The sequence below is a fragment of the Vibrio sp. Vb0888 genome (assembly GCF_033338835.1).
Classification (GTDB): domain Bacteria; phylum Pseudomonadota; class Gammaproteobacteria; order Enterobacterales; family Vibrionaceae; genus Vibrio; species Vibrio alginolyticus.
Map to the genome: position 1 here is coordinate 129,552 of NZ_JAWOTL010000006.1, position 18,009 is coordinate 147,560.

At 45.4% G+C, this 18,009-nt stretch carries 11 protein-coding genes; 10 read left to right on the forward strand and 1 reads right to left on the reverse strand.

The annotated features are described in order from the left end of the window. The first annotated feature begins 58 nt into the window (after nt 1-58). From hrpB to R7P72_RS11125, 10 genes are all read left to right on the forward strand, one after another. Nucleotides 59-2,527: an ATP-dependent helicase HrpB gene (hrpB, locus tag R7P72_RS11080; RefSeq protein WP_005380021.1), complete on the forward strand. Its 2,469-nt coding sequence runs from the start codon at nt 59-61 to the stop codon at nt 2,525-2,527. Beyond that, complete coding sequence (gene mrcB, locus R7P72_RS11085; RefSeq protein WP_005380020.1) at nt 2,520-4,892, forward strand: penicillin-binding protein 1B; 2,373 nt, start codon at nt 2,520-2,522, stop codon at nt 4,890-4,892. Before hrpB ends, mrcB begins: the two co-directional genes overlap by 8 nt. A gap of 122 nt (nt 4,893-5,014) precedes the next feature. Next, nucleotides 5,015-7,345, forward strand: a complete 2,331-nt coding sequence (locus R7P72_RS11090; RefSeq protein ID WP_213907280.1) for a patatin-like phospholipase family protein — start codon at nt 5,015-5,017, stop codon at nt 7,343-7,345. Between the two features lie 268 nt (nt 7,346-7,613). Then, complete coding sequence (gene acnB, locus R7P72_RS11095) at nt 7,614-10,211, forward strand: bifunctional aconitate hydratase 2/2-methylisocitrate dehydratase (RefSeq protein WP_047102649.1); 2,598 nt, start codon at nt 7,614-7,616, stop codon at nt 10,209-10,211. A gap of 99 nt (nt 10,212-10,310) precedes the next feature. Continuing rightward, nucleotides 10,311-10,679 (forward strand): YacL family protein, encoded by a 369-nt coding sequence (locus R7P72_RS11100; protein ID WP_054579081.1) that lies wholly within the window; start codon nt 10,311-10,313, stop codon nt 10,677-10,679. Nucleotides 10,680-10,867: 188 nt separating this feature from the next. Next, entirely contained in the window at nt 10,868-11,206 is a 339-nt protein-coding gene (locus R7P72_RS11105) for a P-II family nitrogen regulator (protein ID WP_005386570.1), read from the forward strand. Nucleotides 11,207-11,233: 27 nt separating this feature from the next. After that, nucleotides 11,234-12,463: an ammonium transporter gene (locus tag R7P72_RS11110; RefSeq protein ID WP_047102648.1), complete on the forward strand. Its 1,230-nt coding sequence runs from the start codon at nt 11,234-11,236 to the stop codon at nt 12,461-12,463. Nucleotides 12,464-12,615: 152 nt separating this feature from the next. Beyond that, nucleotides 12,616-13,629 (forward strand): Fe(3+) ABC transporter substrate-binding protein, encoded by a 1,014-nt coding sequence (locus R7P72_RS11115; protein WP_318110500.1) that lies wholly within the window; start codon nt 12,616-12,618, stop codon nt 13,627-13,629. Between the two features lie 99 nt (nt 13,630-13,728). Next, nucleotides 13,729-15,354 (forward strand): ABC transporter permease, encoded by a 1,626-nt coding sequence (locus R7P72_RS11120; protein ID WP_053349854.1) that lies wholly within the window; start codon nt 13,729-13,731, stop codon nt 15,352-15,354. After that, complete coding sequence (locus R7P72_RS11125) at nt 15,354-16,385, forward strand: ABC transporter ATP-binding protein (RefSeq protein WP_005380055.1); 1,032 nt, start codon at nt 15,354-15,356, stop codon at nt 16,383-16,385. The genes R7P72_RS11120 and R7P72_RS11125 overlap by 1 nt, the downstream gene beginning before the upstream one ends. Before the next feature lie 156 nt (nt 16,386-16,541). Here R7P72_RS11125 and R7P72_RS11130 read toward each other — a convergent pair whose 3' ends face one another. Continuing rightward, nucleotides 16,542-17,954: a phosphoglucomutase/phosphomannomutase family protein gene (locus tag R7P72_RS11130; protein WP_005380053.1), complete on the reverse strand. Its 1,413-nt coding sequence runs from the start codon at nt 17,952-17,954 to the stop codon at nt 16,542-16,544. Between the last annotated feature and the right edge of the window lie 55 nt (nt 17,955-18,009).

Sequence of the window (18,009 nt, forward strand, 5' to 3'; positions counted from 1 at the left end):
TTAGACAAAAAATTTTTTATGTACAATGTTGCCACCATTACACCATAAGGTATTTCCTTTGTCACAATTGCCGATTGAAGCCGTGATGCCTGAGTTGCTGACGGCGGTCAAAAATCAACATCAAGTGATCTTAAAAGCGGCGCCTGGTGCCGGTAAGTCGACTTACTTCCCTTTGCAGTTACTCTTAAATCATTCGGTTGCTGGAAAAATCATCATGCTTGAGCCAAGACGACTCGCGGCGCGTAACATTGCCCGTTATCTTGCTGAGCAATTGGGAGAACAAGTTGGTCAACGCGTGGGTTATCGAGTTCGTGGCGAGGCAAAGGTAAGTTCTGCAACGCAGCTGGAGATCGTGACCGAAGGGATCATGACCAGGATGATCCAAACTGACCCTGAACTGGATGGGGTTGATCTACTGATCTTTGATGAGTTTCATGAACGCAGCATTCATGCCGATACCGCTTTGGCATTCAGTTTAGAAGTTCAAGAGGCATTGCGAGACGATCTCAAGCTGGTGGTAATGTCGGCAACGCTTGACCAACAAGCATTACAATCGTTGTTGCCGGAAGCCAGTTACATTGAATCTGAAGGGCGGAGCTTTGATGTGGCAATGCGCTACCAGCCGTTAGGTGTGAACGAGCATTTACCTACGAGTATGGCAAAAACAATAGAAAGTCTTATGAACAAAGAGTCTGGATCTTTGTTAGCTTTCCTACCGGGTGTTGGTGCCATAAAACAAGTTGAAGAGCGGTTGTCTCATTTAGCGGATGATATCGACGTATGCCCACTTTATGGTCAACTGAGTTTTGCAGATCAACAAAAAGCGATTACGCCAGCAGAACAAGGTAAGCGTAAAGTCGTTCTAGCGACCAACATTGCAGAAACTTCACTAACGATTGAAGGCATTCGCCTCGTCGTTGATTCTGGGTTAGAGCGTGTTGCCCGCTTTGATTTGAAAAACGGTTTAACACGCTTAGAGCAAACACGCATTGCACAGTCTTCAGCGATTCAGCGTGCAGGACGAGCGGGACGAATAGAAGAGGGCATTTGTGTTCGTCTTTATTCTGAAAGCCAGTTCAAGCAGCAACCGCTGGTTCCCCAACCCGAAATTTTGCATTCCGATTTGGCTAGTTTAGTTATGGAGCTTGCCTTTTGGGGAGCGAGTGATATCCACGATCTAAAGTGGCTTGATGTTCCAGCTAATGCGTCATTGGAACAAGCGAAGCAGCTATTGGTGTCATTGGGACTACTGACGGAAAAAGGGCAATTAACGTCCGAAGGAAAACAGGCGCATGAACTAGGCGTTGAGCCTCGTGCGGCTGCGATGCTAATTAAAGCGCAATCTTACAGTGATAAGATGTTAAATGCTGCTTTGGCGGCGGTCGCACTGATTGAAGAGCCAGAGAGGAGTGTTACCAATATCGCTCATAGCTTGCATCGTTGGCTTGTTGGTACTCATCCAAAAAAGTCGATGTTGTTCAAGCGTGCTCAATCTCTAGCGTACAAATTGGATACGGTATTTGACCTGAAAGGCGTGGATGAAGATGCATTACCGCTGGTGTTAAGTTTGGCATTTCCAGATCGCATTGCGCAGCAGCGCACAAATCAATTTGGGCGATTTACTTTGGCTAATGGTCATGGTGCAGAATGTCGTCAGGAAGACATGCTAGGTGGCTGTGAGTATTTGGTTGCCGTTGACTTAATGCGTTCTCATTCTAACTCAAGTCAAATTCATTCGGCATGTGAATTGGATGTCAATATATTGCGAACGACCTTTGATACGCTATTTTCGTCTGAAGAAGTAGTGGACTGGGATGAAAAAAGAGGCCGTCTAATAGCTGAGCGACAAACAAAACTCGGTCTGCTGGTCGTTGAACGCGAGCCGTTGCCAAGCCCGGGCAAAGAAAAAATGACACAAGCTTTACTCACGTATGTCCGCCGCCAGGGCTTACAGAGTCTAAACTGGACACCGGCAGCGGAGAGCTTGTTGGCTCGGATTCGTTGTGCGGTGGAATGGTTACCTGAGCAGTCATGGCCAGTGTTTGATGAAGCCAGTTTGCTGGATTCATTAGAGGAGTGGTTAGAACCATACATGACGTCTGTCAGCTCGGTTAAAGACCTGAGCAAGATAAACTTGGTCGAAGCGCTTAATGCTCTATTAGGTTGGCCACTCAATCAACAACTGGATGAATGGTTACCTGAGCATTACCAACTACCCACAGGTTCAAAGAAGCGTATCCGTTACCAATATGGCCACGAGCCGATATTATCGGTGCGTATGCAAGAAGTATTTGGGGAGAGTGGTTCCCCAACGGTGGCTCTTGGCCGCAAGCGTTTGGTGCTTGAACTGCTTTCACCGGCACAACGTCCATTGCAAGTAACGTCGGACTTGGCGGCTTTCTGGAACGGAAGCTACAAAGACGTTCAAAAAGAGATGAAAGGGCGCTACCCAAAACACGTTTGGCCAGATGATCCTGCCAATCATGTAGCAACAACGAAAACAAAAAGACAATTGAATAATGACTGACAGCAAGAAGCCTAGCGCGAAAAAAGCGCCAGCGAAGAAAAGTACAACCAATAAAGGAACCGCAAAACAGACTCGACGTACGCCGAGTAAAAAGCCGACTAACGAGAAACGTTCGTGGTTGAAAGTTCTGTGGTCGTTTAGCTGGAAAGCTGGCGTTGCACTTGCCGCTGTTTTGCTGTTTGTTGGGATTTACTTAGATAGTGTGGTGAAAGAACGCTTTGAAGGTCAGCTGTTTGAGCTGCCAACGGTGGTTTATGCCCGTATCTTGAATCTAAGCCCTGGTGAGAATATCACCATCCAAGAACTGCGCAACGAGCTAGATGTTTTGAATTACCGTAAAGTGAGTCAACCTCGTTACCCAGGCGAATATTCCTCTTCTTCCACTCGGATTGAATTGATTCGTCGTCCATTCGAGTTTGCCGATGGTCCCGAGCCGGATCGTCACATTATGCTGCATTTCTCTGATTCCGGCTTGCAACGTATTCAGTCTTTAGAATCTCGAGGAGACCTTGGTTACTTGCGCCTAGAACCGAAGATGTTGGGCATGCTGGAGAAAGACCGTGATGAACAGCGCCTTTTCTTACGTCGTGATCAGTTCCCTGAAATTTTGGTGGATGCACTGCTTGCGACCGAAGACCGGGATTTTTATCAACATGACGGGGTGTCACCGCTCGCGATTGCACGTGCATTGGTTGCGAACATTAAGGCGGGTCGTACTGTTCAAGGTGGTAGTACGCTGACTCAGCAATTGGCAAAAAACCTGTTTTTGACTCGTGATAAAACACTGTGGCGTAAAGTTCGAGAAGCGTATATCGCGCTAATTTTGGATTACCGTTACAGCAAAGATCGTATCTTAGAAGCCTACCTAAACGAAGTGTACCTAGGTCAAAGTGGAGGTGAAGCGATCCACGGGTTTGGCTTGGCGTCGCGTTACTATTTTGGGCAGCCAATTCAGGAGTTGCGAATCGATCAATTGGCGATGTTAGTTGGGATGGTAAAAGGACCGTCTTACTACAACCCAATTCGTTACCCTGAGAGAACGAAAGAGCGTCGTGATCTCGTTCTGCGCCTGTTAATGCAGCAAAACATGTTGACTTCAGAGCAGTATGAACAAGCTGTAAGTCGTCCACTCGATACGCAAAGCAAGCCACGTATTGCGAGCCGTCAGCCAGCTTATTTCCAACAATTGAGCATTGAATTAAAAGAAAAAGTTGGGGAGCGATTTAAAGCAGAGACCGGACTGCGCGTGTTTACGTCTCTGGACCCAGTATCGCAAAGCAAAATGGAACAAGCTATCGCGAAAAAGATCCCAGAACTAGCTAAACGGGGTGGTAAAGAGTTAGAAGCCGCTGCTGTGGCCGTTGATCGCCATAGTGGTGAAATCCGTGCGATGGTTGGTGGTAAACGTGTCGGTTATGAAGGCTTTAACCGCGCGCTCAATGCCAGTCGTCCAATTGGTTCTTTAGTGAAACCAGCGATTTACTTAACGGCTCTAGAACAACCGGATAAATACAACCTAGGCACGACGCTACACGACACGCCGTTAAGTCTGAAGAGCAGTAAAGGTAACGTATGGACGCCGCGCAACTACGATAGAAAATATCGTGGTGATGTGCCACTTTACATTGCTTTAGCGAAATCACTTAACGTACCAACCGTGCGCTTAGGTATGGCACTTGGCATTCCTGAAGTCTCCAATACTTTAGAGCGTTTGGGCGTGAACAAAGACGAAATTCGCCCAGTGCCTTCGATGTTTTTGGGTTCGTTTTCTTTGACGCCATTCGAAGTCGCACAGATGTATCAGACTCTGACGAATTCAGGTAAGCGTGCAAAACTGACCGCTCTGCGCTCAGTCATGGATATGGAAGGTAATGTGCTGTATCAATCCTTGCCTCGTTCATCAAGAGCCGTGGATGAACAAGCTGCATGGCTAACGACCTACGCGATGAAACAAGGGGTTGCTCAAGGCACTGGCCGCTTCTTACAAAGCCAGTTTGGTTGGGCTGCATTGGCAGGAAAAACGGGTACCAGTAATGACAACCGCGATAGTTGGTTTGTCGGTGTTGATGGTCGTGAGGTGACGACAATTTGGCTAGGCCGCGACGATAATAAACCCGTGAATCTAACGGGGTCGAGTGGTGCATTACGAGTGTACGCAGAGTACTTGAAGCAGCGTATTCCTGAGCGCTTAGAGCTCCCATGGCCAAGAGAAATCACCACATTAGGGTTCAAGCCTACATCTGATGGAGGTTTAGAAATGAACTGCCGTAGTGATTACAAACTGCCGGTTTGGGATAAAACCGGTCAGATAAAGCAACAGTGTGAGAAGAAATCAAACTGGTTAAATAGCATATTTGATTGGTAGCATCGCCAAATCAACAACATTAGCTTGTTTATCTGATTAATTCTTAGTACATATTAGGGCGTGTTAGTACAGTACTGCTAGCACGCCCTACTTGATCAGATATTCAATAAAGGAAGAAGTGAATGTTCAAAAAGCTGTTATCAAGCCCATCGGTTCGCAACTTTGCGCTTTGGGTTAGTACCTTTTTGATGATCACTCCTTCTGTTTCCCTCGCAAACTCTCTAACAAAAACGGATGACTTGGAACCTCGACCAAAGGTGGCGGTTGTGCTCGCTGGTGGCGGAGCGAAAGGGGCGGCACACATTGGGGTTTTAAAAGCATTGGAAGAAATGCAGATCCCTGTCGATATTGTGACCGGTACCAGTATGGGCGCCTATGTGGGTGGGCTCTATGCCACGGGGATGAGTGCTGATGAAATTGAGAGTTTTATCTACACCGTCGATTGGGGCAGCGGTTATCGAGATCGTGTTGACCGTAGCCAACGTCGAGTTCGTGACAAAGAGTATGAAGACCGCTATCAAATTAATACCGATCTCGGCTTAAGGTTCGGTGAGGTACGAGCACCAACGGGTGTGGTGCAAGGCCAGAACATGTTGCGAGTATTGCGTGAGACTACAGGGAACTTAGGGCGATTCGATTCTTTTGATGATCTTGCCATTCCCTATCGTTCTGTTGCGACAGATATTCTTGCCCTAGAAGAAGTCGTACTGGGCAATGGTTACCTTGTGGACGCCATGATGGCTAGCATGTCTGTACCAGGAGCGCTTCCTCCCTATAAGCTCAATGGCCATATGCTTGTCGATGGCGGTGTCGTCAATAACATGCCTGTCGATGTGGCTCGCGCCATGGGGGCTGATGTCGTTATTGCCGTCGATATTAGCACCGACTACAAAACCGAAGATGAATTTACGGGGCTGTTTACTGTCGCGGACCAACTCTCTAACTATCTCGTTCGTCGTAGTACACAACAGCAAGTGGACGAGCTTGAACCTCAAGATATCTATATTCGTCCCAATGTGGGCACCATGGAAACTGTCGAGTTCGACAAAATGCCTTGGGCTTTTCAAGCTGGGTACAATATTACCAAGCAGTTAAAAGACAAGCTGAAAGGGTTGCGCTTGTCCAATGCGGACTATCAAAAATACATCGATCGCAAACAAGAAGTTCGTAAAACTTTGATTTATGGCGATCAGCGTGTGGTTGATGACATAGTGATTGTTAATAACACGCACTACAGCGATGTGTTGTTGACGAATCGTATTGAATTAGAAACCGGACGTCGTATTTCAACGGCCGAAATTGAGAAAGCCGTTGAAAACCTCTACGCGTTAGATCGGTTCGAGCTCATCACTTATCACTTTGAAGAGGTTGATGGTGAGACATTGTTGGTTTTTGATGTTAACGAGAAGTCGTGGGGGCCTAATTATCTCAACTTCCGATTTTTTCTTGAAGATGACTTCGATACAGATAGCCAGTACGGCATAGGAATATCGACCAACTTTACCAATTTAAACTCTCATGGCGCGGAGTTGGCGTTCAACGTAGAAATGGGCACGGATAAGCTGATTGAAGCTGAGTTGTATTCCCCTGTTTTATCTAGCCAAGAACTTTTTGTATCGGGGCGAATTTCCTATGGTAGTGAGAGCCGAAACTTACCTTTAACAGAGCCTCAAGCACCAGATTTAGAGTCAGTAAATGACTTTTTTCCGGTCACTTACGATGATTTTACAACAGAGTTAGCGATAGGTATCCAACCCACATTGTGGCAAGAACTTCGATTTGGCGCTCGCTACTCAACCGGAGATATTGAGCTTTCTACTTTGGCTTCTGCTGGTAAATTGGATTTTGAACGTCGTGGCCTGTTTGCCAATTATCGCCTAGATACACTTGATGATTTCGCATTTCCGACTCGTGGGCTTTTAGTCGATCTCGAATATTTAGTGTCTCATGATCAAAGTCCTCAAGGCGTTAGCCTTTTAGAAACTGACAAAATTATTGAAGATACCGTTTATGAAATCTCTGCACGATTTAAAGGTGCAGTGAGTCATCAGCGTCATACTTTAGTCGGACATGCTGAATATAGTTTTGTAGAGAGTAAAAACTCATCTTTACCGCTTGATCCCAGAGAGTTGGGCGGCTTCTTAAGCCTATCGGGAATCCCAAGAAATAGCCTGATCGGACAGAACTTATTTTTCAGCAGTTTGGTGTACCGATATAAGTGGTTTGATAATGATTTCGGATTGTTTGAAGCTCCAGTCTACCTGGGCGCATCGGTCGAATATGGCGGTGTTTGGTCTGATAATGATCTGAAACTAAACGAAGCGCCGCTTTACAATGCTGGCTCCATCTTCTTTGGTGTTGACTCACCAATAGGACCAATAATGTTGGCATACGGTCGTACCGAGCAAGATTTGGATGCTGTGTATTTGATCGTAGGAACATCGTTTAATTAATCGGGTATGAGAAAGCAAAAACTTGGCATATTTGGTCAAAATTAGCAGAACTTTAGTCGTAAGTTGCTATGTTGGTCAAAATGATAAGATTTTAATTTAAGGTTAAATTTGCTATTATTTTGCCCACAGTTTGGCCTCTACGGCGCTGTTTCTCAATCATAATTGAATGAAAACAAGGGCAATGGAGAGCCAAGTTTCCAAGGATGTTCACTCCTTTACTTTAACAATAGTAATAATAGAGGAGGAACCGCAATGAGAGGAAAAAGTCGTGCTTGAAGCCTACCGTAAACACGTCGAAGAGCGTGCTGCTGAAGGAGTTGTTCCTAAACCGCTAGACGCAGAACAAGTTGCTGGACTTGTAGAACTTCTGAAAAATCCCCCGCAAGGTGAAGAAAAAGTCATTCTTGACCTACTTGAAAACCGTATCCCTCCAGGTGTTGATGAAGCTGCTTATGTAAAAGCGGGTTTCCTAACAGCAGTAGCAAAAGGTGAAGTTAAATCACCATTAGTGAGTCGTGAAAAAGCGGCTGAACTGCTAGGCACTATGCAAGGTGGTTACAACATCGAACCGCTAGTTGAGCTATTGGATGATGAAGCACTGGCAGAGATCGCAGTAAAAGCGCTGTCTCATACGCTGCTAATGTTTGATGCTTTCTATGACGTAGAAGAGAAAGCAAAAGCAGGCAATGCGCATGCACAGAAAGTACTTCAATCATGGGCTGATGCTGAGTGGTTCCTTTCTAAGCCTAAGCTTGAAGAAAAAGTCACTCTAACCGTATTTAAAGTAACAGGTGAAACGAACACGGATGACCTTTCACCTGCACCTGACGCTTGGTCTCGTCCTGATATCCCAGTACACGCACTGGCGATGCTTAAAAACGAGCGTGAAGGAATAAACCCTGATCAACCGGGTACTATTGGTCCGATCAAGCAAATTGAAGAGTTAAAAGACAAAGGTCATCAATTGGTTTACGTTGGTGATGTTGTTGGTACTGGCTCTTCACGTAAATCTGCAACCAACTCAGTGCTTTGGTTTATGGGTGATGATATCCCTTACGTTCCAAACAAACGAGCTGGTGGGTATGTGCTTGGTGGCAAAATTGCCCCTATCTTCTTTAACACAATGGAAGATGCTGGCGCACTACCAATCGAAGTTGACGTAACTAAGCTCAACATGGGCGATGTTATCGATGTTTACCCATATGAAGGTAAAGTTTGCAACCACGAAACTGGTGAGGTTCTAGCTGAGTTCTCGCTAAAAACAGAAGTACTGATTGATGAAGTTCGTGCTGGTGGTCGTATCCCATTGATCATCGGTCGTGGTTTGACAGACAAAGCGCGTCAATCGCTAGGTCTTGAGCCTTCGGACGTATTCCGCAAACCTGGTGAAATCGCAGATTCTGGTAAAGGCTACACGCTTGCACAGAAAATGGTTGGTAAAGCATGTGGCGTAGAAGGCATCCGTCCTGGAACCTACTGTGAGCCGAAAATGACGACAGTAGGTTCGCAAGATACTACTGGCCCTATGACTCGTGATGAACTTAAAGACTTGGCGTGTCTCGGCTTCTCTGCTGATCTTGTCATGCAGTCTTTCTGTCACACATCGGCTTATCCAAAACCAGTAGACGTTAACACTCACCATACACTTCCGGACTTTATTATGAACCGCGGTGGTGTATCTCTTCGTCCTGGTGACGGTATTATCCACTCATGGCTAAACCGTATGCTACTACCGGATACTGTCGGTACGGGTGGGGACTCACATACTCGTTTCCCTCTGGGTATTTCATTCCCAGCAGGCTCGGGCTTGGTTGCCTTTGCAGCTGCGACAGGCGTTATGCCGCTAGACATGCCAGAGTCAATCTTGGTTCGTTTTAAAGGTGAAATGCAACCGGGTATTACACTGCGTGATCTTGTTCATGCCATCCCTTACTACGCGATTCAGCAAGGTCTACTAACGGTAGAGAAAGCGGGCAAGATCAACGAATTTTCTGGCCGTATCCTTGAGATTGAAGGCTTAGAAACGCTAACGGTTGAGCAAGCATTTGAGCTTTCTGATGCATCTGCAGAGCGTTCGGCGGCAGGTTGTACTGTGAAATTGTCTCAAGAGTCGATCGAAGAGTACTTAAACTCTAACATCGTGATGCTGAAGTGGATGATCTCTGAAGGCTACGGTGATCGCCGTACTATCGAGCGCCGCATTACAGCAATGCAAGAGTGGCTAGCAAACCCTGAGCTGATGCAAGCAGATAAAGACGCTGAATACGCACATGTGATTGAAATCGATATGGCTGAAATCAATGAGCCAGTACTATGTGCACCGAATGACCCAGATGACGCTCGTTTGTTGTCTGAAGTACAAGGCACAGCGATTGATGAAGTGTTCATCGGTTCTTGTATGACGAACATCGGTCACTTCCGCGCAGCAGGTAAATTGCTTGATAAGTTCAATGGCCAGTTAGCAACGCGCCTTTGGGTAGCGCCACCAACAAAGATGGATAAAGACCAACTGATTGAAGAAGGCTACTACGGTATCTTCGGACGTGCAGGGGTTCGTATTGAAACGCCAGGGTGTTCACTTTGTATGGGTAACCAAGCACGTGTTGCAGATAAATCAACAGTAATGTCGACTTCAACGCGTAACTTCCCGAACCGTCTGGGTACTGGTGCGAATGTTTACCTATCGTCAGCTGAGCTAGCTGCAGTAGGTGCAATCCTAGGTAAGATTCCAACCAAAGAAGAATACCTAGAATACGCGAAGCAAATCGACGCTACGGCAACGGATACGTACCGCTACTTGAACTTCCATAAAATGGATCAATACACCAAGAAAGCGGACGAAGTGATCTTCCAAGAACCAGCATAATCAGAAATGCACAATTCAAAAGCACCTCACATGAGGTGCTTTTTTTATGGGAGCAATTCGCTATACTCGCACCAAATTGATACGAAATAGGCAATCTCGGTGGAATTTGAATTCATTCGTAACACGTTGATGGGCGAGTACTACGTAAAATGTAGCATGGGACATGAGATTGTAGGGCGCTGGTTGCAAGAAGAAATTGGCAAAGATCCGATGAAGATTGCACAAGTTGAAAAGCTAATTGAGCGGTCATTTTTAGCGCCTTCTCAGGAGCATAACCTAACAGGCACGGAAATTAGCTTGATGATTCAGGGCGACGAAGTTCTTGTACAAGAAAACGCATTAGCCCATGAATATGATGTCGAGATGGAAAGTGAGTTCGACTTCTACAATGCAGAAAGTACAGCAAGTTGTGGGATAGAGGATTTCATGGCACTTATCGAACAGTGGAAAGACTTTTTGAACATTTAATGCACAGTTTTGGGTAACTTCTCTGCCGTTGCTTTAAATTTGTGAAAAGGGCGCACCGATATGGTGCGCTCTTTTTGTTTATAGATATGTAAATTGAGGTTAGCTTTTATTATTCAATAACTTAAAAACTTGGCACGTAGATTGGATTATAAGAAGTGTTTCAGGATGAAAGCTTCGGAGATAACTCAATGAAAATAATCAATGCCATTATTAAGCCGTTTAAATTAGACGATGTACGAGAAGCATTGGCTGATGTCGGTATCGAAGGGATGACAGTATCAGAAGTTAAAGGGTTCGGTCGTCAAAAAGGTCACACGGAATTGTACCGCGGTGCAGAGTATCAAGTCGATTTTCTACCAAAGGTGAAAATTGAAATCGCGACTCACGCAGACAATGTAGATCGCGTTGTTGAAGCAATTACAAAAGCTGCGCAAACCGGAAAAATCGGCGACGGTAAAATTTTTGTTTACGATCTGAACCAAGCGGTGCGTATCCGAACTGGCGAAATGGACGCAGAAGCACTTTAAGAATTCAAAGGATTGGAGATACTTATTATGGAATTAGCAACAACAGTAACCGAGTTACGTTACGCACTTGACACCTTTTTCTTCCTCATTTCCGGTGCGTTGGTAATGTGGATGGCAGCAGGCTTTGCGATGCTAGAGGCTGGCCTTGTGCGCTCTAAAAACACAACAGAAATTCTTACGAAGAACATCTGTTTGTACGCCATCGCATGTACGATGTTTCTGATTGTCGGTTATAACATCATGTATGTCGATAATGGAGAAGGAGGCTGGTTACCTTCATTTGGTACGTTAATTGGTACTCAAGGTGAAGGGGCCGACCACTCTTTAGAGTCTGACTTCTTCTTCCAAGTTGTCTTCGTTGCAACTGCCATGTCCGTCGTTTCTGGTGCGGTAGCTGAGCGCATGAAGCTTTGGTCTTTCTTGATTTTCTCTGCGATTTTAACAGCGTTTATCTATCCAATGGAAGGTTACTGGACATGGGGTGGAGGCTTCCTAGCAGAAGCTGGATTTAGTGACTTTGCGGGTTCTGGTATCGTACATATGGCAGGTGCTTCTGCTGCTCTTGCTGGTGTGTTACTGCTTGGCGCGCGTAAGGGTAAGTACGGTAAAAATGGTGAAATCTATCCGATTCCAGGTTCTAACATGCCTTTGGCAACGTTGGGTACTTTTATCCTTTGGTTTGGCTGGTTTGGATTTAACGGTGGCTCTCAGTTGATGGTTTCAGATTTTGAGAATGCTACAGCGGTAGGTCAGATCTTTCTAAACACTAACGCAGCAGCGGCTGCCGGTGCAATTGCGGCGCTATTCGTTTGTAAAACTACTTGGGGTAAAGCCGATTTAACGATGATTCTCAATGGCGCGCTAGCTGGCTTGGTTGCCATCACTGCAGACCCTCTATCGCCATCACCACTGTACGCGGTTGCGATTGGTGCGGTGTCGGGTGCACTAGTTGTATTCAGTATCATTGCTCTAGATAAACTTAAAATTGACGATCCAGTAGGTGCTATCTCAGTTCACGGTGTGTGTGGTTTCTTCGGCCTAATGGTAGTGCCACTGAGCAACGGTGATGCAACGTTTGGTGCACAGCTTTTAGGTGCCGTAGTTATCTTTGCTTGGGTATTTGGTGCCAGCCTAGTTGTGTGGGCAATCTTGAAAGCAACCGTTGGGATTCGCGTTACAGAAGATGAAGAAATGGAAGGTATGGACATGCATGATTGTGGTGTTGGTGCTTACCCAGAGTTTGTTACGGTGAAATAATCATTAGCTTGTAATAAATGGTTACACACTTAACACAATAAAACCTGCTCCGATGAGCAGGTTTTTTAATATTCGTCATTGTCTTCTTATTGAACATACATATAATAACGCAACTGATAAACGTTATCATTAGCATGGTAAAGGATTAAACAATGAAAAAACTGCTAACTCTTTCAGCACTAACTTGCGCTACTCTAGCTCCAACAGCAATGGCTGCTGAAGAAGTGAACGTCTACTCTTACCGTCAACCTTTCCTAGTTGAACCTATGTTCAATGAGTTCACTAAAGAAACTGGTATCAAAGTAAACGTAAAATTTGCTAAAAAAGGCTTAGCAGAAAAGCTAGCTCAAGAAGGTGAGTACAGCCCTGCTGACGTTATTCTTACGACAGACATCAGCCGTCTAGCTGAACTGACAAACAAAGGTTTAGTTCAGAAAGTCGATAGCAAAATCATTGAAGAAAACGTACCTGCTCAATACCAAGATAAAGAGAATGAGTGGTTTGCTCTAACTCTACGTTCTCGTAGCGTTTATTCATCACGTGATCGCGTAGGTAAACTAGGCGCAGATTTCAACTACGCAGACTTAGCTAAGCCAGAGTTCAAAGGTAAAATTTGTACTCGTAGCGGTAAGCACCCGTACAACGTTTCTCTAGTTTCAGCAATGATTGCTCACAATGGCGAAGCAGAAACCAAAGAGTGGTTAGAAGGCGTGAAAGCAAACCTTGCTCGCAAACCACAAGGCAACGATCGTGCACAAGTTAAAGCGATCAAAGAAGGCCTATGTGATGTTTCTCTAGGTAACAGCTACTACCTAGGTAAAATGGTTAACGACAAAGAGCAAAAAGCTTGGGCTGATGCAGTTTACATCAACTTCCCTAACCAAGAGACTACAGGCACTCACGTGAATATCTCTGGTATGGCGATGGCTAAGTACTCTCCAAACAAAGACAATGCTGTGAAGCTAATGGAATTCCTAACGGGTGACAAAGCGCAGCAAATGTACGCAGAAGTTAACTACGAGTACCCAGTTAAAGAAGACGTGAAGCGTTCTGAGCTTGTGGAATCTTGGGGTGACTTTAAAGCAGACAAGCTTTCTCTAGACGATATTGCAGCCAACCACGAAGCGGCAATTAAGCTATTAGATGAAGTGAAATTTGACCTTTAATTCCTTGTGGGGGTATAACAGTACCCCCATTTGATTAAAGGATATGAGATGTATTTGCAACAGCATTTGTATTTCATACAGCCTTGCAGTAATTAGGCGATGAAAGATAAACACTCTTTATGGAAAACCAGTAGTGGGGTAATAACTCTGCTACTGGTTTTGCCGATCTTAGCGATCTTCTACACCGCAATTGGTGAAACGGATGATTTGTTTGCTCATTTAATGGCAACGGTCATGCCGACTTATATTTTTAACACGGTTGCGCTAACTGTTGGCGTAATGGTGCTGTCCTTAATTCTTGGTATTCCAAGCGCTTGGATAATGGCCATGTGTAAACTGCCGACCGAAAAATGGTTGCAGTGGGCATTGGTGCTACCTCTTGCAATGCCAGGTTATATCATTGGTTATATTTTTACTGATTGGTTTGATTTTGCAGGCCCGATTCAGATCTTTTTGCGTGATGTAACCGGATGGGGACCTGGCGAGTATTGGTTCCCTGACATTCGTACGTTGCCTGGTGCGACCTTTGTGTTGGCTTTGGTGTTGTATCCTTACGTGTATTTATTGTGCCGGGCTGCGTTTATGGAGCAAAATGTCTCTTTATTGCAAAGCGCGCGTTTGCTCAAGTGCTCTCCATGGGAAAGCTTTTGGCGCATCTCGATGCCGTTAGTAAGACCCTCTATCGCAGTAGGTTTATCATTGGTCGCAATGGAGACCATCGGTGACTTTGGTACGGTAAGTTACTTCGCGGTGAATACGTTAACCACAGCGGTCTACGATACTTGGTTGGGGTACTCTAATCTTAATGCGGCAGCCAAGATTTCTGCCATGATGCTCGTCATTGTAGTACTGCTTCTTAGTGCCGAACGATACAGCCGCCGTAAACAAAAGCTTTTTCAAAGCCAATTTAACAGTCACGAAGATTTTCGTTACGAGTTGACGGGCTGGAAAAAGTGGACCGCACTGGTTTGGTGTTGGGGCTTGGTTTCAGTCGCTTTTATTTTGCCGCTACTACAGCTGATTGATTATGCGATCACTTATTTTGCGCAGAGTTGGACCTCAGAGTTTCGTGAATACGCATGGAATAGCTTAGTTGTGTCTGTTATTGCTGCGATTATTGGTGTTGCTGTCGCACTGATCGTTAACTTTACCCATCGAGTCAGTGGTAAACGAGAAAGCTTGGCATTTATGCGTCTTTCTTCTATGGGCTATGCAGTACCAGGAACGGTACTAGCCATCGGTGTGATGGTCGCTGTGCTGTTTATGGATCATCGTGTCAACGATGCTGCTAAAGCCATGGAGTGGGGAAGGCCGGGACTTATCTTTTCTGGTTCCATGTTCGCACTAGTATTTGCCATGGTTGTGCGCTTTTCCGCGGTAGCGATTGGTAGTATCGAAAGTAATTTAAATAAAATTTCTCCGTCGTTAGATATGGCATCGCGCACTATGGGTTGTAAGCCCAATGCCATGCTGTGGCGCGTGCACTTTCCGCTGGTTAAGCGCGGTGCACTGATTGCGGCTTTATTAGTGTTTATCGAGTCGATGAAAGAGCTTAATGCGGCTTTGTTACTTCGTCCGTTTAACTTTGAAACACTAGCCACATACGTTTATAACTTCGCCTCGGATGAGCATTTAGAATTGGCCGCTTTGCCAGCGGTTCTGTTGGTTCTTGTTGGGTTGATCCCGCTTGTTGTTGTTAACCGTTCACTGGAGCAAAATCACTGATGAGCTGTGCATTATCAATTAAAAACCTAACGTGCCAATATGACGATCAAACTGTACTCGAATCATTGTCTCTTGAGGTAGAACAAGGGCAGATTGTCTGTTTGCTAGGAGCCAGTGGCTGTGGGAAAACAACACTATTAAAGGCCGTTGCGGGATTATTGCCGTTAACGTCAGGCGAAATGAGTCTAAATTGCGTCACAATTGATGATGGGGAAAACTGGTTGCCGCCAGAACAGCGTAATATCGGGATGATTTTCCAAGATTACGCACTTTTTCCTCACTTGACGGTGGAGCAAAACATTGCCTTTGGCTTAAAGCAGTGCTCGACAAAAGAGAAAAATGCCAAAGTTCAAGAGATGTTAGAACTCGTGCATCTTCAAGGTTATGGCGATCGTTATCCTCATCAATTGTCTGGTGGACAGCAGCAGCGTGTTGCGATTGCTCGCTCATTAGCTTACAGCCCAGACTTATTGTTACTTGATGAACCGTTTTCTAATATTGATACGCAAGTTCGCCATGAGTTGATAAGTGAGATCCGTAAGATTTTTAAGGCCCAAGGTGTGACTGCCATTTTTGTTACGCATAGCCGTGAAGAGGCTTTTGCTTTCGCCGATAAAATGGCAGTGATGAACAATGGAGTCATCGAGCAATATGGCACAGCATCTGAGCTTTACTACCAGCCTTCAAGTAAATTTGTCGCTGATTTCTTAGGTGGTGGCAGTTACCTTGCTGCTAAACGGGTTTCGAATTCAGAATATGAAACCCACTTGGGCGTGGTTGAAGCCACGGCTCAACAAGATATTCCAGTACAGGCGGAGTGCTCTTTACTGCTAAGACCGCAGCATGTGCAAATTCAATCCGATGAAGATAGTTCGGTAACCGTATTGGAACAGCATTTTATGGGTGATCACTGCCGTTATGTGATTAACGCGAATGGTGACCGTTTGTTAGCTACAGCTTCGCAAGCATTAAATATAGGTGAGTCCGTCGCGGTGAAAATTGAAACGCAAGGCGTCCTGGCATTTGCTTAACGCTCCTGAGTATCTTTTCTATCTCGTTTACGACTTCCCAACATACAATAAAAAGCCCGGCTGTGGAGCCGGGCAAGTGCTCTTCTCCTGTTGATGAGCGCCTTTTCAGACAGCGTTGACTCTCATCATAGTGCTCGAAGCGGGCACAAGGTTCAGTTATAAAGACAAGAAGTCTTTAAACTGTTGAAGAACACGTTCCGCAGTGTCCTTATCTTGCATCTCTGCAAAAATTCGTAGCAGTGGCTCAGTGCCAGAGAAGCGAGCGATGATCCAACCGCCGTTCTTGAAGTAGACTTTCGCACCATCTTCATAGCTGACTTTTTCGATTTCAAACTCGAACTCAGGCAACTGCTTTTCAACATAAATCTTGTTGAACAGTACGTCTTTTTGCGCTGGTTTGAACTTGCAATCGCCTTCTGCCATGTAGGCATAGCCGTACTTGCCGTAGATTTCATCCAGCAACTCAGACAGCTTCTTGCCGGTTACTGAAATCATTTCTACCAATAGGCTTGATGCGAATACGCCGTCTTTACCTTTGATGTGGCCGCGAATGGTTAGGCCACCAGAGCTTTCCCCGCCAATCAGTGAGTCATCCGCTTCCATTTGGGAGCTGATGTGCTTAAAGCCTACAGGAACCTCAAAGCATTTCTCGCCATGATCTTCGGCGACTTTATCGAGAAGGTGGGTGGTTGCGATGTTACGTACCACGGAGCCTTTCCAGCCTTTGTATTCAAGTAGGTAGTAGTAAAGCAGCAGTAGAACTTCATTTGGATGAATGAAGTTACCTTTTTCGTCGATAATACCAAGACGGTCCGCATCGCCATCAGTACCGATGCCAATATCGTAACCTTGCTCTTTCACTAGGTGCATCAAACGGTAGAGTGTTGCAGCGCTTGGCGAAGGCATTAACCCACCGAAGTCTGGGTTTTTGCCATCGTTAATCACATCAACGTCACAGCGGCCGTTGATTAATACGGTTTGCAGTGCGTTTTTCGCGACACCAAACATTGGGTCGATCAAAACACGTAAATTCGCCTTCTTGATCGCTCCGATGTCGATAAAGTCGATGATTGAGTCAACGAATTCGTTCATCGGATTGATGATTTCAATCAGCTTATCTTCAACCGCTTGTTCAAAGTCGACGCTTTTTACATCTTGCGCAGTGAGCGCGTCTATTTGTGATTCGATTTTTTGGGTGATGATTTCATCTGCGTCACGACCACCTTCAATGAAGACTTTAATGCCGTTGTAATCGGCAGGGTTGTGTGATGCGGTAATACATGCCGAGTATGCGCAGCCCATTTCTTTCGCTTTAAACATTACGATAGGTGTTGGGACAAATTTGTCGATAAAGCTAACCATAATGCCGTTTGCTGCTAGAACTTCAGCGAACCAACGACCTGCTTTATCGGAAAGAAAACGACGGTCATAGCCAATCACAAAACCGCGATCAGCAACCGATTCGTTATTCGTGATGTTTGCAACTGCTTGGGCAACCAAGCGTACGTTATCTTTGGTGAACTCCTCACCAATAAATGCACGCCAACCGCCTGTACCAAATTTGATCATGATTCGATCCTCGATAAGAGCGGCATCCCACCGCGTCTTAAATCTTTGCTAGCGA

Bases quoted from the DNA above. Each gene is read 5' to 3' on its own strand.
- R7P72_RS11125 (WP_005380055.1), top strand. From the start codon at position 15,354: ATGAGCTGTGCATTATCAATTAAAAACCTAACGTGCCAATATGACGAT.
- mrcB (WP_005380020.1), top strand. From the start codon at position 2,520: ATGACTGACAGCAAGAAGCCTAGCGCGAAAAAAGCGCCAGCGAAGAAA.
- R7P72_RS11110 (WP_047102648.1), top strand. From the start codon at position 11,234: ATGGAATTAGCAACAACAGTAACCGAGTTACGTTACGCACTTGACACC.
- R7P72_RS11090 (WP_213907280.1), top strand. From the start codon at position 5,015: ATGTTCAAAAAGCTGTTATCAAGCCCATCGGTTCGCAACTTTGCGCTT.
- R7P72_RS11130 (WP_005380053.1), bottom strand. From the start codon at position 17,954: ATGATCAAATTTGGTACAGGCGGTTGGCGTGCATTTATTGGTGAGGAG.
- R7P72_RS11115 (WP_318110500.1), top strand. From the start codon at position 12,616: ATGAAAAAACTGCTAACTCTTTCAGCACTAACTTGCGCTACTCTAGCT.
- R7P72_RS11105 (WP_005386570.1), top strand. From the start codon at position 10,868: ATGAAAATAATCAATGCCATTATTAAGCCGTTTAAATTAGACGATGTA.
- R7P72_RS11120 (WP_053349854.1), top strand. From the start codon at position 13,729: ATGAAAGATAAACACTCTTTATGGAAAACCAGTAGTGGGGTAATAACT.